A 26294-nucleotide genomic window follows, 5' to 3' on the forward strand; every position below is an offset into this window, starting at 1 on the left:
GACGCAGCGCAATGAAGTCAGCGCGTCACGAAAACATTGAGGCAAAGGAGGCGGAGATGCACCCGACAGAGTTTGGAAACCTTGAGTTCGATCGGCTGGAATCGGCAGGAGGAGTGGAAGAGTCGACGGAGCTTGTTGCGAAGACGTGGGAGTTGGCTAAGACCCGCAACCGGTTCGTCTGGCCGCTGCTTGTGGGGGCGCTCGCTATCTACTTTGGTTTGTTGATTTTGGTCCTGTCATCGCCCGCTGCGATGAGCCAGTCTCTGTATGGTGAGATCAACATCGGTCTGGCAGCAGTCGCTGCGCAGCTGCTTGTAACGGTGGCTGCATTCTGGGCCTACTGCACGTGGGCGGCCGCGAAGTTCGACGCACGCGCGGCCTCTTTGAGGTTGCATGCGCAGCAAGCTACTCGCGGGGTCCAACATGTCTAATTTCATGTCTGGCGGCGGCGTCCGGATTGCTGCATTCGCCGCGTTCATTCTGCTCAGTCTGCTGCTGACGAGTTGGGCTTCGCGTCGGTCAAAGGGAGCAGCTGGATTCTTTGTTGCAGGGCGCAATCTCACGCCCATGCAAAATGGGCTCGCGATTTCGGGTGACTTCATGTCCGCCGCGTCGTTCTTGGGGGTAACGGGACTCGTGGCGCTGTTCGGATTTGACGGCCTCGTTTATCAGGTCGGGTTTATCGTCGGTTGGTTGATGATCATGCTGATTGTCGCCGAGCCGGTGCGCAACTGCGGCAAATACACTTTGTCGGACGTTGTTGCGCTTCGTCTGCCATCGGCATCCGTGCGGGGGGCAACTGCCGCGTCGTCGCTGCTCATTGCTCTGGCCTATCTGCTTGCGCAACTCGTGGGTGCTGGCGCGCTCGCAAGCCTCCTGCTGCCGATTGGCACGGATGCAGCAGTGATTCTGATTGGCGTGCTCATGATCGCCTATGTGCTGTTCGGCGGCATGGTCGGAGCGACGTACGTTCAGATCGTCAAAGCTGTCCTCGTATGGTCTGCGGCAGCTTTTCTGCTGGTGCTAGCGCTCGCACATTTCTCGTTTGACGTTGGGGCGATGTTCACCAAGGCTAAAGCCTCTTCGCTGCATCCGGATCACTATCTGATTCCGGGGGCATACCTCAAAAATCCTCTGGACACTGTTTCGCTCGCGTTCGCTCTCGCTCTTGGAACGGCTGGGCTCCCGCACGTCATGACACGTTTCTACACGGTACCGTCGGCGGTCGACGCAAGGCATTCGGCAAAGATCGCACTCGTTGTCATGACATCATTCGCAATCATGGTCTGCCTCTTAGGCTTCGCAGCGTGCGCAATCGTCGGTCCGCAGTCGATCCTCCAATCAAACAAGGCAGGTAATAGCGCAATAACACTGCTCGCTGTCTCGTTGGGCGGCGGCGTGGGATCGTTCGGCGGGGAAATGTTGCTTGCCTGTGTATCCGCGATCGCGTTCGCGACAATCCTCGCGGTTGTGTCTGGCATCATGATTTCCTCTGCATCGACGATTGCCCACGACATTTTTGCAATGCTGGTCTTCCGTAACGACGCGCAGGACAAGCGTCAGGTTCGTGTGGCCAAGATTGCGACCGTGACGTTTGGGGTAGTCGCAATCTGCCTCGCGCTGGCAGTGAAGTCCTTGAACGTCGCGTTTCTTGTCGGACTTGCTTTTGTCATTGCCGCCAGCGCGAATCTGCCCGTCATTCTCATGACACTCTACTGGCGCCGCTTCACTGACGCTGGCGCCGTCGCGGCCGTGGTTGTTGGTGTTCTCTCTTCAATAGGACTCGTCCTTGTGGGACCGGCCGTCATTGGCGCACATGGCCTCGTCTTCAAAACTACAACGCCACTGATTTCTCTCGCCAATCCGGGAATTATCAGCATCCCTTGCGGCTTTCTGGCTGGTTGGCTCGTTTCGTTGATCACTTCTCAAAGAACGTCTGCCACTAGCTTCGAAGAGCAGCAGCTGCGGATGCTTAGCGGGTACGGTGCCGAGGAGGCGGTCGAGCACTAACGCCGGCACCCCTCGTTCAACTACACGTTATTTATAAAGGAAACAAGATGACTTCACTTAATACCGAACCGATCCAATTTGCGAAAGACGGCGACGTCGCCGTCATCACAATGCAGTTCGCCCCGCACAACCTTGTGGGAAAAACGCTGTCAGAAGCGTTGATCGACAACCTGAAGCGTGCCGAAACAGAGAAGGCGCGAGCGGTCGTCATCAAAAGCGGATTGCGACATTTTTCGGCTGGAGCGGAGATGTCGCTTTTTGAAAACGCAGGCGCGCGTCGTAACGACGTTGACTTCGTCGGTGTCCTTCGCGCCTTCGATGAACTTCCGATCCCGATCATTTCCTCCGTCCATGGTATCGCCGTCGGCGGTGGATTTGAGATTGCCCTTGCTTCAGATCTGATTATCGCCGCAGCATCCGCCAAGATGGGCCTAGTCGAAGCGACGCTGGGGCTGCACCCTCTCATGGGGGGCGTGCAGCGCCTTATCGATCGCGTCGGTCTCGCTAGGGCGAAAGAAATCGTCTTGCTTGCTCGCAGGCACGACGCGGCGACGCTCGAGCGCTGGAACGTGATCAATCGTGTCGTTCCCGACCCTGAACTGGAAGCTGTGACGATGTCGGTCGCTCGTGAGATTGCGGCTGGTCCGACCGTCGCTCATGCCGCCACCAAGCGGCTCGCTTCGCTTTACAGTAACAATGGGATGCGTGCAGCGGATGAGGGAATGGCCGATATCGCTGATGCAATCTACCGGACCGCTGACCTTCAGCGCGGTCTAGACGCATTTGCAACGACGGGACCCGGTAGTGCGGTCTTTGAAGGCAACTGAAAACGAGGATGACATGAGCAAGGGGCCACTTTCGGGCATCAAGGTAATCGACTTCTCGCGCGTGCTTGCGGGACCGCACTGCGCGAAGACGTTGCATGACCTCGGTGCCGATGTAATTAAGGTCGAGCCGCCGCGGCCTGATATTTCGCGTTCGGCGCTGCCGCAATACAATTCGATTTCGTATTACTATATCCAGCAAAATGCCGGAAAGCGCAACGTCAGCCTTGACCTAAATTACCCGGAAGCGCGGGAGATTGCGAAGAAGCTGATCAGTGAAGCTGATATTCTGGTTGAAAACTTTAGAGCAGGGACACTCGCTTTCTTCGGTCTTGACTACGAGTCCGTGCGCGAGATTAACCCGGGACTCATCTACGTCTCGATCAGCGGATATGGTCAAGGCGGCCCGCTGTCGCATCGCGCTGCCTATGCGCCGACTGTGCATGCAGAGTCGGGGTTCACGTCCACTTTCCTCTCCCATTTGGGAGACGACCTCGCGCAAGACCGACACGATCCCTATTCGCACGCTGACATTTACACCGGTCTCGAAGCTACCATAGGAGTGCTTGCAGCCTTGCATCGCCGTGGCGTGACAGGTGAGGGGCAGCATATCGACGTGGCAATGGCTGCTACCATGCTGACCATTAATGAACGTGTGCACGTGGACTTGTCGGATGCTGATCTCGGGGCCGAACCTCCGGCGCTTGGCCCGTCATTCTCGCCATTCTTCCGAACGAGCACCGGCGAGAAGATCACAATCGCTACGAGCGTCGTTGCCAGTCTGTCGTTCCCCCTCTACATCGGCGCAATGCGACGCGCGGACCTTGCGCGCGATCCACGTTTCCAGACGCCGGAACTTCGCAAAAAAAATCTTGCCGAGTTTCATCAAATCGTACAGGACTGGATCCTTACGTTCGATAGCCTTGCGGCGTTGGACGCTCAACTGGACGAGGCCAAGCTGGCGTTCGGCGTCGTTAGAGACATCAAGGATTTCGCCGAATCAGAGTGGGCACGATGGTGGGGTGCGACCGAAGCTATCGATGACCGCGCGGGCGGCACAGCACGTGTGCCGGGGAAGCCGTGGCGATTTTCGGCCAATGAGCTCGAGCATCCCGGGATTCCCGCCTTCCGCGGAGAACATAACGGCGAAGTGCTTCGCGAGTTGGGCTACAACTCGGAACAGATTGCTGAGCTGACTAGCCGGAACGTCATGACGAAAGACCCAGCTGTTCAGTAGTCGCTGATCCAACGAAGAATCTCTGCGCCGGCTGGCAGAGATTCTTCGTTTTGCACTGTCGTTTTGCACCGTCGATAACAAGATGCACTTGCGCGTAAATCAACTTTGACATGGATCGACCTTGAGAGGCCCCGATGGAATTGCTGCAATGTAACTGTTCGTTCTTGCGCAGTGCGACCCGTGCCCTTTCACTAGCGTACGACGAAGTGCTTAGACCAAGCGGACTGCGTATCACTCAATTTTCCATGCTTGCGCGTGCGTCAGCAGTGGGGAAAATGTCGTTGAGTGAGTTGGCAGATTTGATGGCAATGGATCGCACAACACTGGGCCGTAATCTGCAACCACTCGAAAGGGAGGGCCTCGTACAGATCAACGTTGGGGATGACAAGCGTGAGAGACTTGTCAGCGTCACTCTGGAGGGGCGCAAGCTCTTGGCTTGCGCATTGCCCCTGTGGGAGAGCGTGCATCTGCGATTTGAGCAAAAGTTGGGGCAACGCGAATCTGAGGAGCTGCGGCACACGCTCAAGAGGATTGTCAATGTAGGCAGGGAACTGTCTGCGGAGAATGAGACAGCCATTGGCTGAAGTGGCTCATTAGCGTCATCGACCGCGGATCGACGCTCGACTCACGTCATCGAAGCTGGAGGCGGCGATGCAAGCACTAACCGACGGCTACATTGCACATCGCTACCGTATCCACTGATATGCGAGCTTCGTGGCCGTGGACGGCTTGGCCCGTACTTACCGGATAGTAGTCAGGGCAATGGTGGATCGCGCCTATACCTCTGTTGTCTGAAAACCCGGAGCGAAACCGGCAGTGGAGCGTCGCCCACCGCTTTGATTTGGCCAGCGCGTTTTCGCTGAGGTTCGGCTATTCGGGATTGCTCGCATCAAATTCCCGCAGTACCTCGGCAGCGTTTCGAAACGCTTCAACAGCTGCAGGCGCACCGGCATATATCGCACTGTGAAGCAAGACCTCGCGGATTTCAGTGACAGTCGCACCATTGTTAATGGCGCCACGTATATGGCTTTTCAGTTCGACGCCTTTGCCGAGAGCGGCAAGCATTGCGCATGTGCAGAGGCTCCGGGTCTTGAGATCAAGCCCGTCCCGTAACCACGTCGTGCCCCACGCATGCTCATTGAGCCATTCCTGCAAAGGGCGGGAGAACGCGTCAGCAGACGAGATGGCACGCTCGACGAAGTCTGCCCCCATCACCTGGGTGCGGCGGGCCATACCGGCCTCTTGTGAACTGTTGCTCATGATGTGCTCCGTAGTTGTCGCGTACATGGTCTATTAGCGCGTTCTTCGGGGGTCTGGACGCTGCCTCTTTGGCATCGGAGTGCAGGACCGAGCCGGCTTGCGTCTTCTGCGAGAATCAAAACTTGTGACGAAGCCCAACGCGAGTCACGAGTTGCGAGTTCGCACCTGCGTTGCCGATGAAAGAAGGTGCGGAGCCGATCTCGGCCTGAACCTGGACAGAGCGACCGGCAACCGAGTTGCTGCCCGATGCCTTTTGATAAACCGCCAGAAGGTAAATGTCGGTACGCTTCGACAGCGCGTAGTCAACCGCTCCATTGATCTGGTGCCATTTCCCTTCGAAACGGTCACTGAGGTCGGAGAATGTGTAGCCTAATCCGACATTGAGCGCAGCCGTGAACAGATATCGACCGCCAATTTCGTAATTGTTCAGTGTCGACGATCGACCCGCGAGCGGTTCCAGCTTTGTGCGCGTCCAGTTAGCCCATGCCAGGCCAGCGCCAATTGCATACCGGGTCCCGATGCCGAACGTTTCAAGGTCGCGGAGGCCTCCGGTATTTACGTTTGCGACGCTCACGCCAAACGGTGGTGTTGCTCCGTTGGGATAGCGAATATTGGTGTAGGCGGCGCCGATGCCGAAGGGGCCGTTCGTATAATTCGCACCGAAGCTATAGGCGCTAGACGAACCTTGAGTGGCCGTGGTGCCGGCGGTTGTCGTCGGCGCACCAGAAAAGTTCGTCGAGTTAGAGAAAGCGTACATCCCGCCGAACGTCAATCCTGCAAAATTTGCGCTGCTGAACTTGACGGCATTGTTGAGACGACTCTGAACGAGCTGGTCGAGGTCGTTGATGTGATAAGCGTAATTGCCCGCAGGTGTTTGACTACCCATCGTGTACCCAGCGCCGAGAATATCGGTTGAAAGCGAGTACTGGCGGCCAAGCGTTAGGGAGCCGATTCCATCCTTCACCAGACCGACGTACGCTTGGCGTCCGAACATCGCACCGCCTTGCCCCAGCGTGCCATCACCGCTGTTGAACCCATTCTCCAGCACAAACAGTGCTTTGAGGCCGCCCCCAAGGTCTTCGGCACCTCGAATTCCAAAGCGACTACCTTGCGAAACACCGTCACCATATTTCAGAACGCTGCCATGTCCTGTGACGCTCGCTACCTTGCTGACGTATGTGATACCAGCGTCAATAACACCGTAAAGAGTCACGCTACTTTGTGCTTGACTATCGACAGGTAATGCGCTGGCAAGGCTGCCAGCGGCTGCCGCTGCAAAGAAGGTTTTCTTCATCATGACGTCTCCGTTGATTCTTGTCTTGCTGTATGGTCGTTTTTCACAGCGCCAGTGTCTGCCCGCCCCAATTCCCAGTTCGCGCCGAAGACGCGAGAAGGGCGTACAGGCCTGCCTTCCACATCCTGATGCTGTCAGTGCCTATCGGCGAACAGCGCAGCAATGTTGCCGGGGGCAGTCTCCGGCCCGCCCCGACACAACCGGGTCCCAGGTTTGAGCACTTCCCAAACTGCATCGCGAACTACCCCACGCTAACCGCGCTGTCACGAAACGAACATAGGCCGGTGTTCACATCGGAGTCGAATAATCCGTGTATATACGCGCAATGTCAACTAGGAGTCTTGCTGATTAACGGCATGAGTAAAACGCGCCATGGGCCCAGCCTATGGGTCATGCCCGGGTGAATGCGACCCAGGGTACCTATATCTGCGCCAATCCGTCAGCGCCCGGTGCGGCATCATTCACCTTACAGCCCGATGTCGACGGTCCTGAGATCGAAAGCATTCGATGATGCGTTGTGTGTCGCCATCGCCGTGATCCGGCGCGATCTCGGGGACATGCTGGCACAGCGCCTTGCCCGTGCAGCGTCCTGTCGGCGGTTTGGCTCACAGGCGGCGAGCGCCCCAGAGCATGCTAAAGCTGCGCCAGCGCACAGGCATGCTAGGCGTTCAAGTTGTAGGGAGCGCTATCGGCGTCTCAGGCGCCGCAGATCCTGGGCCAACGACGGGTTGGTTCTTACACCCAATGCAAAACACCGGGAAGACGATCATGACCGAGCGACTGTTGACGTAATAGATGGCAGCGGCACAGTGCTGCACACGTATCCGATCACGCTGGGCGAGTCTAACAATGTTGACGACTCCGAATACCTGGCCAAAGCGCTGGAATCGGCAGCGCACGGCCAGCTTGTGCCGGACGCTGCGCTTGGTACCATTACGGCCAGGATTCACACGGGGCCGGCGGTCAGATGACTGCTTACCGCGATGATCTCCAGAGACATTCGGAAACGAAGGCTGGTCTGGAGCAGGCAGTTCGGCAATGCGGCTATCTGCTCCGAGAGAAAAAGGGACGCCCTGGAGACCGTGCGGAAGAGTACTGGTATCCCGCTCTAGGCGAGCATCTTCGGGAACGGGCCACTCCTGTGGCAATATGAAGCTGTTCTCACAAGCACTGGTTGCCATTGACGGGAGCAAGTTCAAGGCGTACACCGCCCGCGACCGTAACTTCACGAATGGCAAGATCGACAAACGGCAGCAACAGATTGAGGAAAGCATCCAGCGCTATCTGAGTACGTTGGAAGCGTTTTCATGCTGCCGGTCCACATCCCCCAACCCGAAGGTGCAATTGCACGCGGCGCGCTCAACGGGCTCACCTCGCATCGCAAGCCGCCGCTTGGCGCTGCGATTTCAGATCGCGCGCGGTCGCACCATCGACTGGCTGCGCCAGTAGTCGAACAGCGTTTCCGGACTGTTCACGCCGCCGCCCATGCCGCTACTATTGATTCCGCCGTAGGGCACCCCGTGCGGAAACACGTTGTGCGCGTTAATCCAGCTATTGCCGGCCACCATCGCTTCCGCAACCCGCGTCGCGCGTTGCAGGTCTGCGCTCCATACACTGTTGGCAAGGCCGTAGTCCGTGGCGTTAGCGAGTTCGACCGCATGTGCCTCATCGCGAAACGTTGTGAGAAACGCCACCGGTCCGAAGATTTCCTCCCGGATGCGACGTTCGCGGGGTCGCCCGCGAGCAGCGCCGGCTTCAGCACGGGCGCATGCAGACCGAGCCACGTCTTGCACAACATGAACAGGAGCACCGGCAGCCACACCAGTGCGAACGAGGCCAGCTTTGCGAAGGTCGGCCGCTTCAAATTCGCAAGCGCCGCATGGATCACGAAGAGTGCCGATCCGACGGTGATCGGCAGAGTGCTCCACGCGTAGGGAATGCCGAGCAGCACGGTCGATTCGTCCGCGTTCGAGATCAGGAGGGGAATCGAGAGGCCGCCGATCAGCAGAGAGACGATGATCACGATCCATCCCGATGCGCCATCGCAGGTGTCCTGCCAGCGCCTTGGCAGACGGTCCACGAGAAGGCGGATCGACAGGAAATGGCCGCGGCTGTAGGCAACAGCGCCGCCGAGAAACGCGGCGGTCACAAGAAAGAGCGGTGATAGCTCGTCGACGCCCATGAGCGCCGACAAATGAAACACCGAGCGCGAGAGCGTCGCGACGAAGATCAGAAACACCTGCGCTATCAGCATCAGATTCAGCACTGTGATGACGATGCGATCCGTGGAGCGGATCCACGCAGGCAGATCAGTACGGCGTCTCGGCAGTTTTCATGCTGCGGCGGAGGACCTGCACCTTGCGCAGCCCAGCATTTCGGCGCGCGTAAAGGAACTCGAATCGGCGCTGAACGTGCAGTTGTTCGTGCGGCAGGGACCGAGGATACGGCTGACCGCCGAGGGGCATGCGCTGATTGAATTGGCGGATAGAACGCTAGGCAGCGCGAGTGAACTCGTCGAACGTTTTCGCACGCGCGATCCGTTGAGAGGCTTGCTGCGGCTCGGAATGAATGAAAGCTTCGCGCTAGTGTCGGCGACCGATCTGATCGAGCGCATCGAGCGTCATTATCCGGCGCTGCGGACGTCCATCTTCGTCGGCGATACCGGCGCGGTTAGCCAGATGCTTGCGGGAGAGCAGTTGGACGTGGCGATCGTGTCGGAGGCGCATGTGCCCGGACATGTGAAACAGGAGGTGATCGGCAAGAACCGTTTCGGGTGGTTTGCGCATGCAGGTTTCCCGGTCACACGCGAGGCGCTGTCGCCATCGGACCTCGGTTCCCTCCATCTGCTCATCAGCCCGCCGACGGCAAGGCTGCATGAGACGGTTCTCAAATGGTTCACCGATGCGCGCGTGACGCCGGAGCGCGTGAGCCTTCGCTAGGCGGATGCCGTGGCATTCACGCAGCTTCTCGCAGGCCAGCGTCGGGCCGAAATCGGCGTAGTACTCGCGGACAATCGCCAAGGCGCGCTGGGCCTCGTCGTCGTCCAGCCGCCGGTTACCCGGCCGGCTGCGTTTGCGTGAGACCAGGCCCGCTGCGCCTGATTCACGATACCGGATTACCAGCCGCTCGATCTGCCGCACCGTCAGGCCCAGCCGGTCGGCAGCACGTCCAGGTTTCAGACCGGTGCCCACCACAGCCTGGATCACCTTCAGTCGGTCGAGTTCGCGCATGTTCAATGTCACAGTGTCGCGGGATGCATGGCCGGCTCCGTAATCCCGCGGGGAACCGGGAAGCATACCCAGACCAGAACACGACATTTCTAAATGGCTAGAAGGCGACATTTCTATAAACGCAGGCGTGATCTGATTGGTCGAACAAATCAACCATATCTTCTTGACTGATTGTATGACAGGAATATAATCCGTCAGCAAGAAGACAGTGTGTCCTCTGCCTTTCGCCCTTGCCACGACGAGGGCGGCAGGAGAACTAGAACGCCAGACATCATGGAGACAGCACATGCAGATGGATGCCAGCATCGGAGCGCGTCTGGACAGACTTCCATTGTCCGGCTTCCATTGGCGTCTGCTCGGCCTGATCGCGGCCGGCATGTACTTCGATTCCTTCGACATCTATATCGCGGGTACGGTGCTCGCCGCGATGATCCACAGCGGCGAGTCGACGTTGGGTCTGAATGCGACGTTCGTGTCGGTCACATTCATCGGCATGATGACGGGCGCGTGGCTTTCCGGACTGCTCGGCGACCGCTTTGGGCGGCGCTTCTGCTATCAGTTCAATCTCGGCATATACGGCTTCGCTTCCATCGCGGCAGCGCTCGCGCCGTCAATGTACTGGCTCATCTTTTTTCGTCTCGTGATGGGTCTCGGCATGGGCGCGGAAATCGTGGTCGGATACGGCACGCTCAGCGAATTCATTCCCGCGAACTGGCGCGGCCGCTTCGGCACCATCCTCAATCTGATAATCAATACGTCGCTTTTTCTGTCGACGTTCCTCGGCTGGCTCATCGTCCCGCACTACGGCTGGCGCTGGATGTTCGCCATTGCGGGATGCGGCGCGTTGATCGTCTGGTTCATGCGCAAGTCGATGCCTGAATCGCCGCGTTGGCTTGCATCGCGTGGACGCGGCCAGGAAGCGCGGCAGATCGTCGAACGGATTGAAGCCGCATGTGGAAGTCCCGCTGCGAGCGGCACGGGGAGCGCGATCCATTCCACCGCAGCGGGCATGGCGTATGACGATACCAGCGACACAGGCCGTCTCGCCGAACTATTCTCGCGCCGTCTGCTGACGCGCACGATCACAGCGGTCACTGTGCTCGTCGCACTCTTCACCGTCAATTACGCATTCGTCAGCTGGATACCCACGTTCCTCGTGAAGCAGGGACACAGCGTAGCGAATTCGCTTGGCATGACTGCGCTGATGTTCGCGGGCGGCCCCGTTGGTTCGCTCATTGCATTCGTACTCGCCGAGCGCGTTGGGCGAAAGTGGGGCATTGTCGTGTTTTCGCTGATTTGCGCGGCCTTCGGCGTCGCCTATCCGTTCGCGCAATCGACAGTGGTCATCACCGCGTTGGGCTTCGCGATCACGGCCGGCATTTACGTACTGTCGTCGTTCAGTGTTGCCACGTACGTCCCGGAACTGTTCCCGACACAGTTGCGGCTGCGCGGCTCGGGATTCGCCAACACAGTCGGTCGCGCGGTCAGCATCGTTGTGCCATACGCGGTGGCGAGCGCGTTCATGCGCTTTGGCATTGCGGGCGTATTGACACTGATTGTCGGCACGTTGCTGCTGCAGGCGCTGGTCGTGGGCGTGCTCGGCACCGAAACGCGGCACCGCTCGCTGGAAGCCATTGCGGCCGACGCAAACCCGCATGATGTAGAAGCGCTTCAAGCAGGTTCGACGGTCGCCACGAAGTAAGCAGCCTCGCGAAATTCGCCTGGATCACAACAGAAAGGAGACGAAAGGCATGTCATCGCCCTCTGAGAGTTACCGTATCTACGCAATCAAATACGCGCATTTCGAACGCCGTTCAGGCGACAACTTCATTGGCGGCGACTCGCATGATGTGCCCATGCCGCTCGATTACTTCGTATGGGCCGTGGTGGGCCAGTCGCGCACGTACATCGTCGACACCGGTTTCGATCAGGCGATGGCCGACAAGCGCGGCCGCATGATCACCAATACGGTGGAGCGCGGCCTCGGCCAGATCGGCATTCGTGCCGCCGATGTCGAAGACGTCATCATCACCCACATGCATTACGACCACGCGGGCAACCACTCGCTGTTTCCGCGCGCGCGTTATCACCTTCAGGACCGCGAGATGGCCTATTGCACGGGGCGCTGCATGTGTCATCACGCGCTCAGTCATCCGTTCGAACCCGAGGACGTCAAGTCGATGGTGGACCGTCTGTTCGCCGGCCGCGTGCAGTTCCATGACGGCGCGTCGGACATCGCGCCGGGATTGAGCGTGCATTGGGTGGGCGGACACACCAACGGATTGCAGGTCGTGCGCGTGCATACGGAGCGCGGTTGGGTCGTGCTCGCGTCGGACGCGTCGCATTTCTACGCGAACATGCAGGAGCATCGGCCGTTCCCTGTTGTCTACAACGTGGGCGACATGATCGAGGGTTACGAAGCCGCGCATCGGCTCGCCAGCTCGCCGGAGCATGTGATTCCCGGCCACGATCCGGCTGTGTTGACGCGCTATCCGTCGCATGACCGCGAGACCGAAGGCTGGATCGTGCGTCTCGACGCCAACGCGCGCTAGGCGAGGCGACGATGATGCTCAAAGGCAAGGGGGCGCTCGTCACGGGTTCGTCGAACGGTTTGGGACTCGCCATGGCGCGTGCACTCGCTGGTGCGGGCGCCAACATCGTGTTGCACGGACTTGAAGCGCCGCAGCGGATGATGCAAACCACAGACGAACTGGCGCATGCGTTCGACGTCGAGGTCGGCTACGTGCAAGCGGATCTCTCGACGCCGGCCGGTGTGGACGCATTGGTCGATGCCGCACGCGAGCGCGTGAAGTCACTGGACGTGCTGATCAACAACGCGGTGGTCCGTCACTTCGAGTCGATCGACGCGTTTCCGTTCGAACACTGGAGCAACGCGCTGGCGGTGAATCTGACGGCCGCGTTTCGCGCGATTCAACTTGTGCTGCCCGTCATGCGCGAGCGTGGCTGGGGGCGCATCTTCAACATGACGTCGGTGTACGGCGCGCGCGCGGTTGCCAATCGCGTCGACTATGTGACGACGAAGACCGCGCTGCTCGGACTCACGCGCTCGGTTGCGATTGAAACGCTGAATCAGGGCATCACCTGCAATGCGATCTGCCCGGGATCGGTACTCACGCCGAACATCGACGGTCGCATCAACGCATTGATGGACGAGCGCGGGCTCGATCGCAGTCACGCCGTGCGCGAGTTCCTGAAGGGCAAGCAGCCGACGGGCGAACTGGTCGAGGCCGAGCACGTCGGCGATATGGTTGTCTTTCTCTGCGGAGCGTCGGCGAGCCAGATTACCGGCGCGATGATGCCGATAGAAGGAGGCTGGCTTGCAGCCTGATTCCATGGATCTACGCGCAACTCACAACGGCGAACTGACGCGCGAACTCGCGCGCTTCGTGGCGGACACGCAATGGCGCGACGTGCCCGTTGCGGTGCGGAGCGAGGCAAAGCGCTCGCTCGTCAACTACTTCGCGGTGGCGCTCGCGGGCTGTCACGACCCGACACTCGACAAGGCCGTATCCGTTTATAGCCGCTTTTCCGCGAATGACGACGCAACCGTCATTGGCCGCAGCGAGCGCTCGGACATGCTGAACGCCGCCGCGTTGAATGCGATGAGCGCGAACGTCTACGACTTCGACGACACGCATATACCCACCATCATTCATCCGACCGCGCCAGTCGCTGCCGCGCTGTTCGCGCTCGCCGAGTCGCACGCGCTGAGCGGCGAAGCGTTGCTGCTCGCGTTCGTGCTTGGCGTCGAAGTGGAGTGCCGCATCGGCAACGCGGTGTCGCCGGAACACTATCGGCGCGGCTGGCACATCACGTCGACGTGCGGTGTGTTTGGCGCGGCGGCCGCCGTGGCGAAGGCGCTTTCGCTCGGCGAACGCGAGACCGTGTGGGCGCTCGGCAATGCTTCCGCGCAAGCGGGCGGTCTTGTGGAAACGCTCGGCACGATGTCGAAAAGCATCAGCGTGGGCAACGCGGCGCGCAACGGCTTGTTGTCGGCGCTGCTGGCCAACGACGGGTTTTCGGGCCCCGATGCGCCGCTCGAAGGCGAGCGCGGTTTCGTGCGCGTGGCGACACCGAATCCGCATTGGAGCGCGCTCACGCAAGATCTCGGCCGCGAATGGGCGCTGCTGAAGAACACTTACAAGCCGTATCCGTGTGGTGTCGTGTTGAATCCGGTGATCGACGCGTGCCTCGACTTGCGCCGCGACGCGCGTTGGTCTTTCGACGATATCGAACAGATCGAACTGGCAGGACATCCGCTGCTGCGCGAGCGCACCGACCGGCCAGGCGTGCGCACGGGCCGCGAATCGCAGGTTAGCGCGCAGCATGCGGTGGCCGTTGCGCTGTCGCGCGGTAAAGCAGGGCTCGAAGAGTTCAGCGATGCCGCCGTCGCCGATCCGTCGCTGCGCGCGTTGGCGAGGCGCCTCCGTTTCATTGATGACGCGGCGTGGCCCGTCGAGTCGGCGCAAGTTACGATCGTCCTGCGATCGGGCGAGCGTCCGTCGCATCGCGTGCAGGCGGCACGCGGCAGCCTCGATGCACCGCTGGCAAACGTCGAACTGGCGGACAAGCTGCATCGGCTCGCGGCCTATGGGCGCTCGGGCGTTGAGACAGAGCCGCTCGTCGAGCGTCTATGGAAGTTTGAAAACGAGCCCGATGCTGCGGCCGTGGTGCGGATTACATCGGCTCGCGGCCCGCATTGAAGTTTTCTTTTTACGAGGATTGTCATGTCGAGCGGTCAGGCATTAAATCAGTCATCAACTCAGGCATTAAATCAGCAGGACCAACACAGTCAGCAGTCGCTCGGTTTTGTCGGCGTCGGCACGATGGGCCGGCCGATGGCGCGGCGGCTGATCGAAGCAGGTCACAACGTGGTCGTGTACGACCGCGATGAATCGGCCGTGGAGCAACTGAAGGCGATCGGCGCACGAGCGGCCGCATCGGTGCGGGAAGTGGCCGACAGCGCGCACATCGTCTTCACGAGTTTGCCGACGCCCGCGATATTCCGTCAGGTCGCGCTCGGCGAGGGCGGGCTGATCGAGGGCGGCGCGATCCGGATCATGGTCGATCTATCGACTGTCGGCTCGCGCATGGAGAAGGAAGTCGCGGACGGTTTGCTCGCGAAGGGCATCGAAACCGTGGATGCGCCCGTGAGCGGCGGTGCCGCGGGCGCGACGAAGGGCACGCTTGCCATCATGGCGGCCGGCAATCCGGTCGCGCTGGAAGAAGTGCGCGGTCTGTTCGAGGTGCTCGGCAAGGTTTTCGTGGTCGGCGACAAGGCGGGTCAGGGACAACTGCTGAAGCTGCTGAACAACATGTTGTCGTCGACTGCGTTCGCGATCACGTCCGAGGCCTTCGTGGCCGGCGTGCGCGGCGGCCTCGACCCCGACGTGATGATGTCGGTGATCAATGCGGGCAGCGGCAAGAACGGCGCGACGCTCGACAAGTTTCCGAAGCACGTGCTGCCGCGCTCGTTCGATTTCGGCTTTCCGGTGACCAGCGTGTGCAAGGACATCGGCCTTGCTGTCGACGAATGTCAGGCGCTCGGTGTGCCCATGTGGGTCGGCAACGTTGCGCGCCAGGTCTGGAACTACGCGGCCATGCAGGACGGCAGCGCGCGTGACATGACCGAACTTGTCAGATACGTCGAGCGCTGGTCGTCGGTCGATGGACTCGAAGATTGAGCCGCCTGTTTCACTAAACGCCTCTCGCATGGCGAAGCAAACATATTTTTTTCACGGAGATTCAAATGATCGTTGAAATGCGCATCTATCACTGCGCGCCCACTCGCCTTCCGGCCTTGCTCGACCGCTTCAACTCCACCACGCTTGGCTTCTTCGAAAAGCACGGCATTCAACAGATCGGCTTCTGGACCACGTTGATCGGCGCGGACAATCACGCGCTCACCTACATGCTGAAATGGGAAAGTCTCGCCGAGCGCGAGCAGAAGTGGAATGCGTTCCAGGCCGACGCCGAATGGATCGCGAAGCGCAACGCGACCGAGGCAGACAAGCCGATTGTCGCGCGCATCGAAAATCACTTTCTGACGCCGACTGCGTTCTCGGCGCTGCGCTAGGAGACAAACGCCATGACGGAACGAAAGCGCATTGGTTTTATTGGGCTCGGCATGATGGGCGCGCCGATGGTGCAGTGTCTCGCCAACGCGGGTTTCGAGCTGTTCGTCGACGACGCCGACACCGCGCGCGCCGACACGCTCGCCGCGCAGATCGGCGGGCAGCGTCTCAGCAAAGACAACGCCGTGTCGCTCGACGCATTGATCACCATGCTGCCGAATTCGGCCGTCGTCGAAACGGTGCTGCTCGGCGGCGGTGCAGACGGATGGGCGAGCGCGCTCGCGAGAAACGCCGTGGTGATCGACATGAGTTCGTCCGAGCCGCAACGCTCGCAGAAGCTCGGTGCGGTGCTCGAAGAACGCGGGCTAGCGTATCTGGACGCGCCCGTTTCGGGCGGCGTGAAGAAGGCGAAGGAAGGCACGCTGGCCATTCTGGTCGGCGGTCGCGCGGAGGTCCTCGCGCGCTGCCAGAGCGTTCTCGAAGCGATGGGTAAGAGCATCCTGCACATTGGCGGCGCGGGCGCGGGACACGCGGCGAAGGCGCTGAACAACTACGTGTCGGCGGCGGGCCTCGCGGCGACGGTCGAAGCGCTGCACGTCGCGCAACGCTTCGGGATCGAGCCGGGCGTGATGACCGACGTGCTCAACGCGTCGACGGGACGCAGCAATACCTCTGAGAACAAGGTCAAGCAGTTCATGCTGAGCGGCACGTTCGCGTCCGGCTTCGCGCTGCAACTGATGAATAAGGACCTGAAGATCGCCCGCGCGCTCGCGCAGTCGGTGGACTATCCGATGACGCTCGGCGTGACCTGCACGACGATGTGGGACGAAGCCGCGCAGCGTTCGACACCCGCAACCGATCACACAGAAATGTACCGCCTGCTCGATCGCGATGTTCGCTGACCGCCTTCTGACCTTTTACGCACTGGAGCCTGGAATGTCACATGCAGGGCAGTTTTATATCGACGGACGCTGGGTCGAGCCCGCGTCCGCGAGATGGTTCGACATCGTCGATCCGTCGACTGAAGCGCCGTTTGAACGGCTCGCGCTTGGCAATGCGGAGGACGTCGACCGTGCGGTTACCGCTGCGCGCCGCGCGTTTCCCGCGTGGTCGACAACGAGCGTGGCGGAGCGCGTCGAGTTGTTGCGCCGTGTGCTGAGCATCTATGAGCGGCGCTACGAGGAATTCGCGGAGACGATGCGCCGCGAAATGGGTGCGCCCATCGCGTTCGCGCGTAGCGGACAGGCCGCGCGCGGCCCAGCGCATCTGAATGCGTTGATCGAAGTGCTCGAGCGCTTCCAGTTCGAGGAACAGCGCGGCAACACGCGCGTCGTGCTCGAAGCGATCGGTGTATGTGGACTGATCACGCCGTGGAACTGGCCCGTCAACCAGATCGTCGTGAAGATCGCGCCCGCGCTCGCGGCCGGCTGCACGATGGTGCTGAAGCCGAGCGAGTATTCGCCGCTCAGCGCGCTGCTTTTCGCTGAAGTGCTCGACGAAGCGCAAGTGCCCGCAGGCGTCTTCAATCTCGTGAACGGCGACGGTCCGGGCGTGGGCGAAGCGATTGCCGGCCATCCGGATATCGACATGGTGTCGTTCACCGGATCGACGCGCGCGGGCGTGCTGGTCGCGCAGGCGGCCGCGCCGGGCGTCAAGCGCGTCGCGCAGGAACTGGGCGGCAAGTCCGCGAATATCCTGCTCGACGACGTCGATCTCGACGAAGCCGTGAAGCGCGGCGTGGCCGCCTGCTTCACGAATTCCGGGCAGTCGTGTTCGATTCCGACGCGCATGCTCGTGCCGCACCATCTGATGAACGACGCCATGCAGATTGCAAAGCGTGCCGCCGAGTCGTATCGCGTTGGCCCGACCGACGAGCCGTCGACGCAACTCGGTCCGCTCGTCAACCGCTGTCAGTTCGAGCGGGTGCAGATGCTGATACAGAAGGGCATCGACGAAGGCGCGCGGCTCGTGACGGGCGGCACGGGATTGCCCGACGGCATCGAAAAGGGCTACTACGCGAAGCCGACCGTTTTCGGCAACGTCACGCCGGACATGACCATTGCGCGCGAGGAAATCTTCGGCCCGGTGCTCTCGATGATTCCCTACGACAGCGAAGACGAAGCCATCGCCATCGCGAACGGCACCGAGTACGGCCTTGCTGCTTACGTGCAATCGGGCGATCTGTCTCGCGCGCGCAAGGTAGGCCGCGCGTTGCGCGCGGGTGGCGTGCATCTGAACTATCCACCTGCCGATTTTCTCGCGCCGTTCGGCGGCTACAAGCGTTCCGGCAACGGCCGCGAGTGGGGCGAAGCGGGACTGCGTGAGTATCTGGAAACGAAGGCGTTAGTTGGATATGGCGCAGATTGACTGGTTCGCGGCCGGGGGCCCGAAGGGCGACCGGCATTCACCATGAAGCCAAAGAACTTGAGACGGACGAATAACCAGGCTAACCACTAAATTTTTTTGCCAGATAAGATTGTCGGACAATCATTTAGTTAGGCAAACCATACGTGTAGCGTCACGTGAATGAACACGTAGTGCAACGGAGAGGACTTGAAGATGGACAGCAACGATCGTTTCGAAAAAGGCTTTGAAAACCGCAAGGAAGTGCTCGGCGCGGCGCACGTGGAGAAGTCGTGGGCCAACGCGGACGACTTCAATCGGCCGATGCAGAAGTACGTCACCGAATGCTGCTGGGGAGACATCTGGGGCGACATGACGCTGCCGTTCAAGACGCGCAGCCTGCTGAACCTCGGAATGCTCACGGCGATGAGTCAGCACCACGAGTTGTCGGTGCACGTGAAGGGCGCGCTTCGAAACGGCGTGACCAAGGACGAGATCCGTGCGGTGCTGATGCAGGCGGCCATCTACTGCGGCGTGCCGCTCGCGCTCGCCGCGTTCCGCGTCGCGACCGAGGCGATCAAGGCGTACGAAGCGGAAGTTTCGGCGGCCTGAGCGGTCGCCTGAAGTTGCTTAAGCGCGCGTCAGTCGCGCGCCGGCCTGAAGCAAAACACGAAGTATCGAGGCAGTCCGAAGCAGCGAAGAAGAGCACACAGAAACAAGAGGCAACGCATACCAAAACGCAGCACGCGCTGTCGGGCACGGCAGCAGCGATCTTGCACATGACGGGAACTGGGCGCACGGCGTCTGTTCCCATCGAAAGGAGACAACCATGAAGACCCTCACCGTGACTGACGTCGTTCAGTCCGAACAGGAGCAGTCGATAGAAATGAAAAGACGCAACGCCATCAAGGGCGCGTTCTTCTCCGAGTACATCGACATGTTCGATATCTACTTGCCCGTCGTTGTCCTGTCGCCGGTGCTCGCGTTCTTCCAGCCGCCGCATCTGTCGGGCGGCATGGAGACGATTCTCGCATCGCTGGTATTCATCACGACGCTGCTCGGACGCCCGATCGGCGCTCTGCTGTTCGGCATGGTCGCGGACCGCATCGGCCGTCGCAAGGCGTCGATCTGGTCGGTGTCGGGCTTCGGCGTCGTCACGTTGCTGATCGCGCTGCTGCCCGGCTACGAGAGCATCGGCATCGCGTCGTACTGGGCGCTGGTGCTGCTGCGTTTCGTCGACGGCATCTTTCTCGGCGGAGGCTACACAGGGGCAATGCCGCTTGCGATCGAGTATTCGAAGAAGGCGCAGCGCGGCTTTGTCGGCGGCTTCATCATCGCCGGTTTTCCCTTGGCGTATGTCTCGATCAACCTGATTGCGATGCTGATGTTCGTGCTGTTTCCGCTCAACGGCATGCATTCGCCCTATGCGCAATGGGGCTGGCGCATTCCGTTCGTGCTGGGCGCGGTCCTCGCGGGCGTTCTCGCGATGTACTACGTGCGCAAGGTCGCCGAATCGGAGATCTGGGAAAGCGAAGCGGCAGACAAGGGCAGTCAGCCCGAGAAGCTGCCGCTCACCGACCTCGTGCGCGGCAAGAGCGGGCGCAATCTGCTCCAGGTGCTGGTCATGATGACGGGCTTCTGGCTCACGCAAAACATCATCACCATTTTTCTGCCGACGGGTCTGCTGGTGAAGACGCTGCATCTGAACGGCTTTCAGATGACCTCGACGCTGATGATCACGTATTTCGTGCTGTTTTTCAGCTACATCGGCTCGGGAATGATTGCGCAGGTGATCGGACGGCGGCGCTTCTTCGTGATCGTCGGCCCGCTGATCGCAACCGTCGGCGCAGCGCTGCTCTACACGCTGGCTAACGTCGAGGGGCTTTCGCTGACAACCATCATCGTGCTCGTCTGCGTGCTCGCGGTACTCGTCACTTCGCCGTGGGGCGTGATCGTCACGTACATCAACGAACGCTTCGTCACCGACGTGCGGGCGACGGGCTTCGGCGTCGGCTTCAGCCTGTCGGTGATCATCCCGTCGTTCTACGCGTTCTATATGGACTGGCTGAGCGCCTTCATGCCGCTGCGGATGACGTCGGTGGTGCTGCTTTGCGTCGGCGGACTGATCGGCGCGGTTGGCGCGCTGATGGGACCGGAAACGAAGGACGTCGACTTCTGATCAATAACCACCAGCAAGGAACCAGCGGACATGAACAAGGAAAGGATCGGATTTATCGGTCTCGGCAATATGGGTGGCCGCATGACGCGTCGTCTCGTCGATGCGGGCATTGCGGTGCTCGGCTACGACCCGGTGCCCGAGCGCGTGAAGGCGGCGGGCGCCCAGTCGGCGGCGGCATTGGCCGATGTGATGAAGTTCGCCGACGTCGTGATGATGTCGCTGCCCGACAGCAAGGTGGTCGAGTCGGTGGTCGAAGGCGAGAGCGGCGTGCTGGCGAATTGCCGCGCGGGACAGATCGTCGCCGATCTCAGCACGGCTGCCGCAAGCTCCACAATCCGGCTCGCGGAGCGCTTCGCGCAACAGGGCGTGCAGTATGTCGACGCCGGCATATCGGGCGGCGCGGCGGCGGCAGAAAAGGGCACGCTCACGCTGATGGTGGGCGGTGAGGCGGATGCCGTGCAGGCGCTCGAATGGGCGTTCGCGCCCATCGCGTCGAAAGTCGCGCACATGGGCGGCAGCGGCGCGGGCCACACGACCAAGCTGCTGAACAACTTCCTGAACGCGGTGAGCCTGGCGGCGAGTGCGGAAGTCATGGTCGCGGGCAAGAAGGCGGGGCTCGATCTGCATTTGCTGCTCGACGTGCTGAACAGCAGCAGCGGTGTGAACTTCGCGACGCTGAACCGCTTTCCGAAGATTGTCGACGGCGACTATCTGGAAGGCGGTCTGACGGGCAAGCTCATGACCAAGGACGTCGTGCTGTATGTGGATCGCGTGCGCGAACTGGGTGTGGTGTCGCTGAACGCGTCGGGGCCGTTGGCGAGCTTCGGCCTCGGCACGGCGCTCGGTTATGGCGACGTAATCAGCAATCGCGTGGTCGATGCGATCGGCGACGTATCGGGCGGCGTGCGGTTGTTCGACGGCGAGCGCAAAGGTTCATAGCAAGGAGAGGCATTCATGAAGGTATTTCACGGCAGGGCAGAAGGGAAGATGTCGGAGCAGCGCGGCGAGACGTTCACGGGCACGGTGTGGGCCGACCCCGTCATGCCGACGACGGACGGCGTGACGATCAACACGGTCTTCTTCGCGCCGCGCGGACGCACGTACTGGCATGCGCACGAGCGGGGACAGGTGTTGCAGGTGACGGCGGGCAAAGGCTGGATCTGCAAGGAAGGCGAAGCGCCGCAGGAAATCCGTCAGGGCGACATTGTGTTCATCGGGCCGAACGAGCGGCACTGGCATGGCGCAAGTGACGGCAGCTACATGGTTCATATCGCGACGTCGATCGGCAAATCCATGTGGCAGGAAGAGGTCGCGGAAGCCGATTATCCGCAGGGGCTGAACGCGCGCTGACGCGCGCGAGCAACGTGATGCGTCGCGCGGGCCACGTCGGCGTGCAGTCATTCGATCGTCGTCATCATGAGGAATCAGCGAATGAACGAAGGAGCGCAGCCGGTGAGCGGATCGCGCGATCCGCAGCAGATCAAGGAAGACTTCGTGCGCGTGCATGGATCGTGGAATGCCGCGTGGGACAGCATGCTTCGTCTCGATGCGGGTTTTGTCGATGCGTACGTGCAGTTCTCGGCCGTGCCGCAGCGAAGGAATCATCTGGAGGACAGGGTGCGCGCGTTCATCGCCCTTGCCGCCGATGCATGCGCCACGCAACTGTATGGTCCCGGCGTCGCACATCATCTGGAGCGGGCGCTCGCCTTCGGCGCAACCGCCGATGAACTGATGGAAGTGCTCGAACTGATCAGCACGATCGGCATTCACACGAGCAACGTGGGCGTGCCGGTGCTGCTCGAAGTGCTCGAAGAGGAAGGATTGCGCGACGGCCCCGTACCGCTCGACGCAAGGCGCAGCGCGCTCAAGGAAGCGTTCGAGAAGAACCGCGGCTATTGGCATCCCACGTGGGCAGGCCTGCTCGAACTCGACCCCGATCTGTTCGAGGCGTATGTCGCATTCTCGTCGGTGCCATGGCGCACCGGCGTGCTCAGTCCGAAGATCAAGGAGTTCATGTATTGCGCATTCGACGCATCGTCGACTCACCTGTACGTGCCGGGGCTCAAGCTGCACATGCGCAACGCGCTGCGTTACGGCGCGACGGCGGAAGAACTCATGGAACTGCTCGAAATTGTCAGCACGACCGGCATTCACGGCGCAGAACTCGGCGCGCCGCTGCTCGAAGCGGCGCTCGCGAAACGGCGCACTGCGACGGAGGCTTGATACGCCGATGCGAAATGAAATCCTCGATCTGTTGCGCAGCACGCGGCGCGAGTCTGCCGCGCCATCCTCAACGTTCCGCGCGAACGAGCCGCAGTCGATGTTTCGCGCGTTCCAGACGGCGCCGCTGTCGCGCCTCGCGTCGAACGGAACCGAGCAGGCGCACGTCCGCACGTCCGCAATTCTGGGGTACAACTAGACGAGGTGAGCATGGCGGATTGCGCAACGCTCGTGGTCTTGCGTCACGCACAGTCGGAGTGGAATCGGGCGAACCGCTTCACCGGATGGATGGACGTGCCCCTGTCGCCGCACGGCGTCGAACAGGCGATAGCGCTCGGCGAGCAGATCGGCGCGCTGGCTCCTCAGTTCGATCTGGCTGTGACGTCGCTGCTGCGCCGCGCGGGGCATACGCTCGATCTGATTCTCGACCGATGCGGCGCGCCACAGCGGCCGGTAGTTCGTTCGTGGCGTCTGAACGATCGACATTACGGCGCGCTGACGGGGATGGGAAAGGACGCGGCCGCAGAGTGCTATGGCGCGGCGCGCGTGCAGGCGTGGCGACGCGGTTTTGCGGAGGCGCCGCCGCCGCTCGATGCCGAACGTCAGCAGAATATCGTCGCGCAATTCGACAGCGCGGCGCTGCCGGATGCCGACACGTTGCCGCTTACCGAAAGCCTCCGCGACACGCTGGAGCGCGTGCTGCCGCTATGGGAATCGACGGTGGTGCCCTCATTGCGCAACGGCGAGTCGGTGCTGATGGTCGCGCATGGCAATGCATTGCGCGCGCTGTTCAAGCATATAGACCACATCGACGACGCACGAATCGCCTCGCTCGAGGTGGCGCACGCTGAGCCGCTCGTGCTTCGCTTGGACGACGCGATGCGGGTCGTGTTGCGCGTTGGCCTCGGGTCGCTGCTTCAGGCCCGACCCATCTCAGCCGGCAGCGAAACGAACCAGTGGCCTCTAAAGGCCAGTGGTGAAGTATCATAGCGGTTGGATTTTTGTCGGACTGGAAGACAATGATGTTGACCGATATGGGGTTGGTCCGGCCGGAGACGCTGCGTCATCAGGTGGAAAACGTGCTGCGCCAGGCCATCATGAGCGGGCGCTTCGCGCCGGGCGCGCGGCTCATCGAGCGTGAACTGTGCGAAACGCTGGGCGTGAGCCGGACCTCCGTGCGCGAGGCGCTGCGCAAGCTCGAGGCAGAAAAGCTGGTGCGCAACGTGCCGCACAAGGGGCCGGTAGTCGCGGTCATGTCGCGCGAAGAAGCGACGGAGCTATACGCTCTGCGCGCGTTGCTGGAAGGGTTTGCGGCGCACGAGTTCGCGCGGCTCGCCAGCGACGAAGCCATCGCGCAGTTTGGCGACGCGGCGAAAACGCTGCGCGTGCACGCGACGGCGCAAGACCAGGACGGCGTGCTGAAGGCCAAAGCGTCGCTCTACGACGTGTTGCTCGACAACTGCGGCAACCATCTGGTGAAAGAGATTCTAAACAGCCTGTACTCGCGCGTGAACCTGCTGCGCGCGACCTCGCTGATGCATCCAGACCGGCTGCCCAGCAGCTTGCGCGAGATCGACAAGCTGCACAAAGCGCTGAAGGCACGTGACGCGGACGCGGCCCAACAGCTTGCCCGCCAGCACGTGTTGAATGCGGAGAAAGCCGCGTTGCGGATGCTGGGCGAAGAGGGCGATGAAGACGGTGCGGGTTCCGGTTCTTCCGCGTCTTCGTCCTGAAGCGTCGAGCGGGTTGCGGCGTTCCGCTCGATTCCAGTACCGCCTGCTGAAGCGGTGGCTTGCTGGCCCGGCCGGCAAGCTTGGCAAGGCGGAAAACCAGCAACTGCTACGCGCCAAGGCATTCGCCCTCTCTTCTGAACAGATCGATCAGCCGCCCGGCAGGCGATCCATAAAGTCTCATGGCGGGAATCGTCGTTTTCCTCGTTGAGCGTCACGACGCCTTTTGCACCGCCTTGCGTTTTGTTCCTCCTTCTCCAGCAGCCATTGCGACCGTCGGCTGTTCCGCTCGCTTTCTCAAACGCCTCGCGGCACACTCCGTTCCGCTATCGCGCCATCAGTCGCAGGAACCGGGCTCGACGGGAGCCGCATTCGCTCCCGAGCCGCGGCATGTCGAATGCTGAACGCGAGGGTCTAATGAGCGGCCAACCGCTGCATTGCCCGTGAAGTCTTCGGCCACGATAACTGCAATGTCTTGAATGGACACGTGACAGGCGTCGGACACATCGTCGTGCGATTTCAAAGAGGGCGAGACGTAACCCTCCCCGCAGCCTACCCATGCCAGATCATACCGGCGAGCACTGCGTAGTCGCGCTAACCAGAGGCAGCGCATTGAGCGGCGGGCCGGGCAGGATCTTGATCGTCGTCCCGAATTACTGCGTGGAATTCAATGCAAATCGTGGGTCAGTATTCCGTGCATCTATGGACCCGACGGGTTTTGCAAGCTCTTTGTTGATGGGAAATGGGTCTGCATGCATGGCTCCGGCTTGCTCGTGCGCAATTGCCGAAGCACGCCCGCAGCCTTGATGAGATCCGCGCACCCTTGTCCTGATAAATCAACGGCTTGGATTACGCAGCCGGCACGGAAGGCAGCTTTCAGCATGCTGGTTCTACCTATTTCGTCATCATGTACTAGCAGCTACGGAACCGCTAACTTCACCAGGAAACATGTCAGCCGCTCGACGACACTCATGCTAGCGCTGCTGTCAGGTTTCTTTGCTTTGTCGCAGCATCCCTCGTCGATATCATCAACATGATGAGCGACCGCCGAATTGGCAAAGACGGCTGTCGCTTCCGTTGCGTCGAGGAGCAGCGCGCCGCGTCGGCGACACGGTCGGCCGCTGCGTACATTTCGGGCGTCGTTCGGCGTCGCAGCAGGCAACGATAGGGTGGCTTGCCGCGCGGCCGGTCATAGCCGTGATCGACGGGTCGTTGACAGACAGCATGAGTGCGTCAGGCTGGAATGCAAGTTACAGATATCCGCGCAAGCGCGGTCGTTCCATACGTCGAGCGATGAGCCGTCCACGAAAACAAGTCGATCAATCGTTCCCAACTGATGTATAGCGAGCAGCGCGCTACGGTTGACGAACGCACCGGGGCGATCGTCAGGGAAGACGACCTGCATCAGGGGCGCGAAGCGCCGGGTTAACTCAGTGAGGCTCGCCTCACTAGACGGCTCAGTCACGCCAAGCCAGTAGGCAAGCGCCGCGGTTGAACTTCCGGGTTTTCGGGCTACGAAGCGGAGCGTTTTTTCGCCCGGGGGTCCGTCTATGATTACCGGCGGGGTAATGCGTTCCTTGTGCAGAAGCAGTGCGGCGTTGCTTGCCGGCTTCGTTGATATCACACGCTGTACCGCGACGTTCGTGAGCCGGTGCTCGACCCAGATCCGTCCCCATCGGATGGCATATTGCACGGCCAGTGCGGGGTCGTAAAAATAATCCAGCGCGTTGAAGCAGCGTTGCGTCGGGTAGCAGGGCGCTTCAATCACCAGATGGGCGGCGTGCAATGCACTCCTCACAGGTTCTGCCCGGGCCATCAAACGGTAGCCCTGGTATTGGGTTCGGCAACTGACGGTGCCGGAGCGTTCTGGGC

26 protein-coding genes and 3 pseudogenes are annotated in these 26294 nt (G+C 61.0%); 23 read left to right on the forward strand and 6 right to left on the reverse strand.

Going from position 1 to position 26294, the window contains the following annotated elements; translation table 11 throughout:
- Nucleotides 1-11 precede the first annotated feature (11 nt).
- The 5 genes from BGRAMDRAFT_RS24525 to BGRAMDRAFT_RS24545 all read left to right on the forward strand — a co-directional run bounded on the left by BGRAMDRAFT_RS24525 (nt 12) and on the right by BGRAMDRAFT_RS24545 (nt 4655).
- Entirely contained in the window at nt 12-431 is a 420-nt protein-coding gene (locus tag BGRAMDRAFT_RS24525; protein ID WP_006051563.1) for a DUF485 domain-containing protein, read from the forward strand.
- Nucleotides 424-2010, forward strand: coding sequence for a solute symporter family protein (locus BGRAMDRAFT_RS24530; RefSeq protein WP_044021837.1), 1587 nt, complete (start codon nt 424-426; stop codon nt 2008-2010). The genes BGRAMDRAFT_RS24525 and BGRAMDRAFT_RS24530 overlap by 8 nt, the downstream gene beginning before the upstream one ends.
- A 47-nt stretch (nt 2011-2057) precedes the next feature.
- Complete coding sequence (locus tag BGRAMDRAFT_RS24535; protein WP_006051565.1) at nt 2058-2837, forward strand: enoyl-CoA hydratase/isomerase family protein; 780 nt, start codon at nt 2058-2060, stop codon at nt 2835-2837.
- A gap of 13 nt (nt 2838-2850) precedes the next feature.
- Entirely contained in the window at nt 2851-4071 is a 1221-nt protein-coding gene (locus BGRAMDRAFT_RS24540; RefSeq protein ID WP_006051566.1) for a CaiB/BaiF CoA transferase family protein, read from the forward strand.
- Between the two features lie 134 nt (nt 4072-4205).
- Complete coding sequence (locus BGRAMDRAFT_RS24545; protein WP_006051567.1) at nt 4206-4655, forward strand: MarR family winged helix-turn-helix transcriptional regulator; 450 nt, start codon at nt 4206-4208, stop codon at nt 4653-4655.
- Nucleotides 4656-4941: 286 nt separating this feature from the next.
- Here the strand turns inward: BGRAMDRAFT_RS24545 and BGRAMDRAFT_RS24550 are convergent, their stop codons facing one another.
- On the reverse strand, nt 4942-5331 hold the full coding sequence (locus tag BGRAMDRAFT_RS24550; RefSeq protein ID WP_044021856.1) for a carboxymuconolactone decarboxylase family protein: 390 nt from the start codon (nt 5329-5331) through the stop codon (nt 4942-4944).
- A 115-nt stretch (nt 5332-5446) separates the two neighbouring features.
- Nucleotides 5447-6625, reverse strand: coding sequence for a porin (locus tag BGRAMDRAFT_RS24555; RefSeq protein WP_044021857.1), 1179 nt, complete (start codon nt 6623-6625; stop codon nt 5447-5449).
- Nucleotides 6626-7765: 1140 nt separating this feature from the next.
- Here BGRAMDRAFT_RS24555 and BGRAMDRAFT_RS34670 point away from each other — a divergent pair.
- Nucleotides 7766-7924: pseudogene (locus tag BGRAMDRAFT_RS34670) on the forward strand (IS5/IS1182 family transposase); the annotation flags it as partial.
- A gap of 107 nt (nt 7925-8031) precedes the next feature.
- On the opposite strand, the gene BGRAMDRAFT_RS35585 reads toward BGRAMDRAFT_RS34670, so the two are convergent.
- Both BGRAMDRAFT_RS35585 and BGRAMDRAFT_RS33930 read right to left on the reverse strand, forming a co-directional pair.
- The gene (locus BGRAMDRAFT_RS35585; RefSeq protein ID WP_269745263.1) at nt 8032-8553 is read right to left on the reverse strand and encodes an aldehyde dehydrogenase family protein; all 522 of its coding nucleotides are present in this window, start codon (nt 8551-8553) and stop codon (nt 8032-8034) included.
- Nucleotides 8502-8879: pseudogene (locus BGRAMDRAFT_RS33930) on the reverse strand (TRAP transporter small permease); the annotation flags it as partial. The pseudogene BGRAMDRAFT_RS33930 and the gene BGRAMDRAFT_RS35585, both read right to left, overlap by 52 nt.
- A gap of 22 nt (nt 8880-8901) precedes the next feature.
- Between BGRAMDRAFT_RS33930 and BGRAMDRAFT_RS24575 the strand changes: the two are divergent.
- On the forward strand, nt 8902-9564 hold the full coding sequence (locus tag BGRAMDRAFT_RS24575; protein WP_232292362.1) for a LysR family transcriptional regulator: 663 nt from the start codon (nt 8902-8904) through the stop codon (nt 9562-9564).
- 48 nt (nt 9565-9612) lie between these two features.
- Here the strand turns inward: BGRAMDRAFT_RS24575 and BGRAMDRAFT_RS36185 are convergent.
- Nucleotides 9613-10254, reverse strand: a pseudogene (locus BGRAMDRAFT_RS36185) (helix-turn-helix domain-containing protein); the annotation flags it as partial.
- On the opposite strand from BGRAMDRAFT_RS36185, the gene BGRAMDRAFT_RS24580 reads away from it, so the two are divergent.
- From BGRAMDRAFT_RS24580 to BGRAMDRAFT_RS24655, 16 genes are all read left to right on the forward strand, one after another.
- Nucleotides 10142-11557, forward strand: coding sequence for an MFS transporter (locus BGRAMDRAFT_RS24580; RefSeq protein WP_006051574.1), 1416 nt, complete (start codon nt 10142-10144; stop codon nt 11555-11557). The pseudogene BGRAMDRAFT_RS36185 and the gene BGRAMDRAFT_RS24580 sit on opposite strands and share 113 nt — an antisense overlap.
- A 49-nt stretch (nt 11558-11606) precedes the next feature.
- On the forward strand, nt 11607-12407 hold the full coding sequence (locus BGRAMDRAFT_RS24585; RefSeq protein ID WP_006051575.1) for an N-acyl homoserine lactonase family protein: 801 nt from the start codon (nt 11607-11609) through the stop codon (nt 12405-12407).
- An 11-nt stretch (nt 12408-12418) separates the two neighbouring features.
- Nucleotides 12419-13204, forward strand: coding sequence for an SDR family oxidoreductase (locus BGRAMDRAFT_RS24590; RefSeq protein ID WP_006051576.1), 786 nt, complete (start codon nt 12419-12421; stop codon nt 13202-13204).
- Nucleotides 13205-13208: 4 nt separating this feature from the next.
- Nucleotides 13209-14579 (forward strand): MmgE/PrpD family protein, encoded by a 1371-nt coding sequence (locus BGRAMDRAFT_RS24595; protein WP_175130933.1) that lies wholly within the window; start codon nt 13209-13211, stop codon nt 14577-14579.
- A 24-nt stretch (nt 14580-14603) separates the two neighbouring features.
- Nucleotides 14604-15560 (forward strand): NAD(P)-dependent oxidoreductase, encoded by a 957-nt coding sequence (locus BGRAMDRAFT_RS24600; protein ID WP_006051578.1) that lies wholly within the window; start codon nt 14604-14606, stop codon nt 15558-15560.
- A gap of 65 nt (nt 15561-15625) precedes the next feature.
- Nucleotides 15626-15952 (forward strand): NIPSNAP family protein, encoded by a 327-nt coding sequence (locus BGRAMDRAFT_RS24605; RefSeq protein ID WP_006051579.1) that lies wholly within the window; start codon nt 15626-15628, stop codon nt 15950-15952.
- 12 nt (nt 15953-15964) lie between these two features.
- Nucleotides 15965-16852, forward strand: coding sequence for an NAD(P)-dependent oxidoreductase (locus tag BGRAMDRAFT_RS24610; protein WP_006051580.1), 888 nt, complete (start codon nt 15965-15967; stop codon nt 16850-16852).
- 34 nt (nt 16853-16886) lie between these two features.
- Nucleotides 16887-18317 (forward strand): aldehyde dehydrogenase family protein, encoded by a 1431-nt coding sequence (locus tag BGRAMDRAFT_RS24615; protein WP_006051581.1) that lies wholly within the window; start codon nt 16887-16889, stop codon nt 18315-18317.
- Between the two features lie 192 nt (nt 18318-18509).
- Entirely contained in the window at nt 18510-18905 is a 396-nt protein-coding gene (locus tag BGRAMDRAFT_RS24620) for a carboxymuconolactone decarboxylase family protein (protein WP_006051582.1), read from the forward strand.
- 217 nt (nt 18906-19122) lie between these two features.
- The gene (locus tag BGRAMDRAFT_RS24625; protein ID WP_006051583.1) at nt 19123-20472 is read left to right on the forward strand and encodes an MFS transporter; all 1350 of its coding nucleotides are present in this window, start codon (nt 19123-19125) and stop codon (nt 20470-20472) included.
- 30 nt (nt 20473-20502) lie between these two features.
- Nucleotides 20503-21411, forward strand: a complete 909-nt coding sequence (locus BGRAMDRAFT_RS24630; RefSeq protein ID WP_006051584.1) for an NAD(P)-dependent oxidoreductase — start codon at nt 20503-20505, stop codon at nt 21409-21411.
- Nucleotides 21412-21426: 15 nt separating this feature from the next.
- Complete coding sequence (locus BGRAMDRAFT_RS24635; protein WP_006051585.1) at nt 21427-21822, forward strand: cupin domain-containing protein; 396 nt, start codon at nt 21427-21429, stop codon at nt 21820-21822.
- Between the two features lie 81 nt (nt 21823-21903).
- Entirely contained in the window at nt 21904-22695 is a 792-nt protein-coding gene (locus BGRAMDRAFT_RS24640) for a carboxymuconolactone decarboxylase family protein (RefSeq protein ID WP_006051586.1), read from the forward strand.
- 7 nt (nt 22696-22702) lie between these two features.
- Nucleotides 22703-22891: a hypothetical protein gene (locus tag BGRAMDRAFT_RS24645; RefSeq protein WP_006051587.1), complete on the forward strand. Its 189-nt coding sequence runs from the start codon at nt 22703-22705 to the stop codon at nt 22889-22891.
- A gap of 11 nt (nt 22892-22902) precedes the next feature.
- On the forward strand, nt 22903-23682 hold the full coding sequence (locus BGRAMDRAFT_RS24650) for a 2,3-bisphosphoglycerate-dependent phosphoglycerate mutase (protein WP_006051588.1): 780 nt from the start codon (nt 22903-22905) through the stop codon (nt 23680-23682).
- A gap of 32 nt (nt 23683-23714) precedes the next feature.
- On the forward strand, nt 23715-24425 hold the full coding sequence (locus BGRAMDRAFT_RS24655; RefSeq protein ID WP_044021860.1) for a GntR family transcriptional regulator: 711 nt from the start codon (nt 23715-23717) through the stop codon (nt 24423-24425).
- A 1186-nt stretch (nt 24426-25611) separates the two neighbouring features.
- On the opposite strand, the gene BGRAMDRAFT_RS35590 is transcribed toward BGRAMDRAFT_RS24655, so the two are convergent.
- The coding region (locus BGRAMDRAFT_RS35590) for a hypothetical protein (RefSeq protein WP_232292358.1) at nt 25612-26294 on the reverse strand (683 nt) is incomplete at its 5' end.

Origin of the sequence: Paraburkholderia graminis C4D1M (genome assembly GCF_000172415.1) — a bacterium.
Taxonomy (GTDB): Bacteria; Pseudomonadota; Gammaproteobacteria; order Burkholderiales; family Burkholderiaceae; genus Paraburkholderia; species Paraburkholderia graminis.

What these genes read in the sequence shown, in the direction of transcription:
- BGRAMDRAFT_RS24540 (WP_006051566.1), top strand. Translation starts at nt 2,851, where the DNA reads ATGAGCAAGGGGCCACTTTCGGGCATCAAGGTAATCGACTTCTCGCGC.
- BGRAMDRAFT_RS24545 (WP_006051567.1), top strand. Translation starts at nt 4,206, where the DNA reads ATGGAATTGCTGCAATGTAACTGTTCGTTCTTGCGCAGTGCGACCCGT.
- BGRAMDRAFT_RS24555 (WP_044021857.1), bottom strand. Translation starts at nt 6,625, where the DNA reads ATGAAGAAAACCTTCTTTGCAGCGGCAGCCGCTGGCAGCCTTGCCAGC.
- BGRAMDRAFT_RS24525 (WP_006051563.1), top strand. Translation starts at nt 12, where the DNA reads ATGAAGTCAGCGCGTCACGAAAACATTGAGGCAAAGGAGGCGGAGATG.
- BGRAMDRAFT_RS24530 (WP_044021837.1), top strand. Translation starts at nt 424, where the DNA reads ATGTCTAATTTCATGTCTGGCGGCGGCGTCCGGATTGCTGCATTCGCC.
- BGRAMDRAFT_RS24640 (WP_006051586.1), top strand. Translation starts at nt 21,904, where the DNA reads ATGAACGAAGGAGCGCAGCCGGTGAGCGGATCGCGCGATCCGCAGCAG.
- BGRAMDRAFT_RS24550 (WP_044021856.1), bottom strand. Translation starts at nt 5,331, where the DNA reads ATGAGCAACAGTTCACAAGAGGCCGGTATGGCCCGCCGCACCCAGGTG.
- BGRAMDRAFT_RS24585 (WP_006051575.1), top strand. Translation starts at nt 11,607, where the DNA reads ATGTCATCGCCCTCTGAGAGTTACCGTATCTACGCAATCAAATACGCG.
- BGRAMDRAFT_RS24625 (WP_006051583.1), top strand. Translation starts at nt 19,123, where the DNA reads ATGAAGACCCTCACCGTGACTGACGTCGTTCAGTCCGAACAGGAGCAG.
- BGRAMDRAFT_RS24655 (WP_044021860.1), top strand. Translation starts at nt 23,715, where the DNA reads ATGTTGACCGATATGGGGTTGGTCCGGCCGGAGACGCTGCGTCATCAG.
- BGRAMDRAFT_RS24580 (WP_006051574.1), top strand. Translation starts at nt 10,142, where the DNA reads ATGCAGATGGATGCCAGCATCGGAGCGCGTCTGGACAGACTTCCATTG.
- BGRAMDRAFT_RS24535 (WP_006051565.1), top strand. Translation starts at nt 2,058, where the DNA reads ATGACTTCACTTAATACCGAACCGATCCAATTTGCGAAAGACGGCGAC.
- BGRAMDRAFT_RS24605 (WP_006051579.1), top strand. Translation starts at nt 15,626, where the DNA reads ATGATCGTTGAAATGCGCATCTATCACTGCGCGCCCACTCGCCTTCCG.
- BGRAMDRAFT_RS24650 (WP_006051588.1), top strand. Translation starts at nt 22,903, where the DNA reads ATGGCGGATTGCGCAACGCTCGTGGTCTTGCGTCACGCACAGTCGGAG.
- BGRAMDRAFT_RS24620 (WP_006051582.1), top strand. Translation starts at nt 18,510, where the DNA reads ATGGACAGCAACGATCGTTTCGAAAAAGGCTTTGAAAACCGCAAGGAA.
- BGRAMDRAFT_RS24575 (WP_232292362.1), top strand. Translation starts at nt 8,902, where the DNA reads ATGCGATCCGTGGAGCGGATCCACGCAGGCAGATCAGTACGGCGTCTC.
- BGRAMDRAFT_RS24635 (WP_006051585.1), top strand. Translation starts at nt 21,427, where the DNA reads ATGAAGGTATTTCACGGCAGGGCAGAAGGGAAGATGTCGGAGCAGCGC.
- BGRAMDRAFT_RS24610 (WP_006051580.1), top strand. Translation starts at nt 15,965, where the DNA reads ATGACGGAACGAAAGCGCATTGGTTTTATTGGGCTCGGCATGATGGGC.
- BGRAMDRAFT_RS24615 (WP_006051581.1), top strand. Translation starts at nt 16,887, where the DNA reads ATGTCACATGCAGGGCAGTTTTATATCGACGGACGCTGGGTCGAGCCC.
- BGRAMDRAFT_RS24645 (WP_006051587.1), top strand. Translation starts at nt 22,703, where the DNA reads ATGCGAAATGAAATCCTCGATCTGTTGCGCAGCACGCGGCGCGAGTCT.
- BGRAMDRAFT_RS24600 (WP_006051578.1), top strand. Translation starts at nt 14,604, where the DNA reads ATGTCGAGCGGTCAGGCATTAAATCAGTCATCAACTCAGGCATTAAAT.
- BGRAMDRAFT_RS24595 (WP_175130933.1), top strand. Translation starts at nt 13,209, where the DNA reads ATGGATCTACGCGCAACTCACAACGGCGAACTGACGCGCGAACTCGCG.
- BGRAMDRAFT_RS24590 (WP_006051576.1), top strand. Translation starts at nt 12,419, where the DNA reads ATGATGCTCAAAGGCAAGGGGGCGCTCGTCACGGGTTCGTCGAACGGT.
- BGRAMDRAFT_RS24630 (WP_006051584.1), top strand. Translation starts at nt 20,503, where the DNA reads ATGAACAAGGAAAGGATCGGATTTATCGGTCTCGGCAATATGGGTGGC.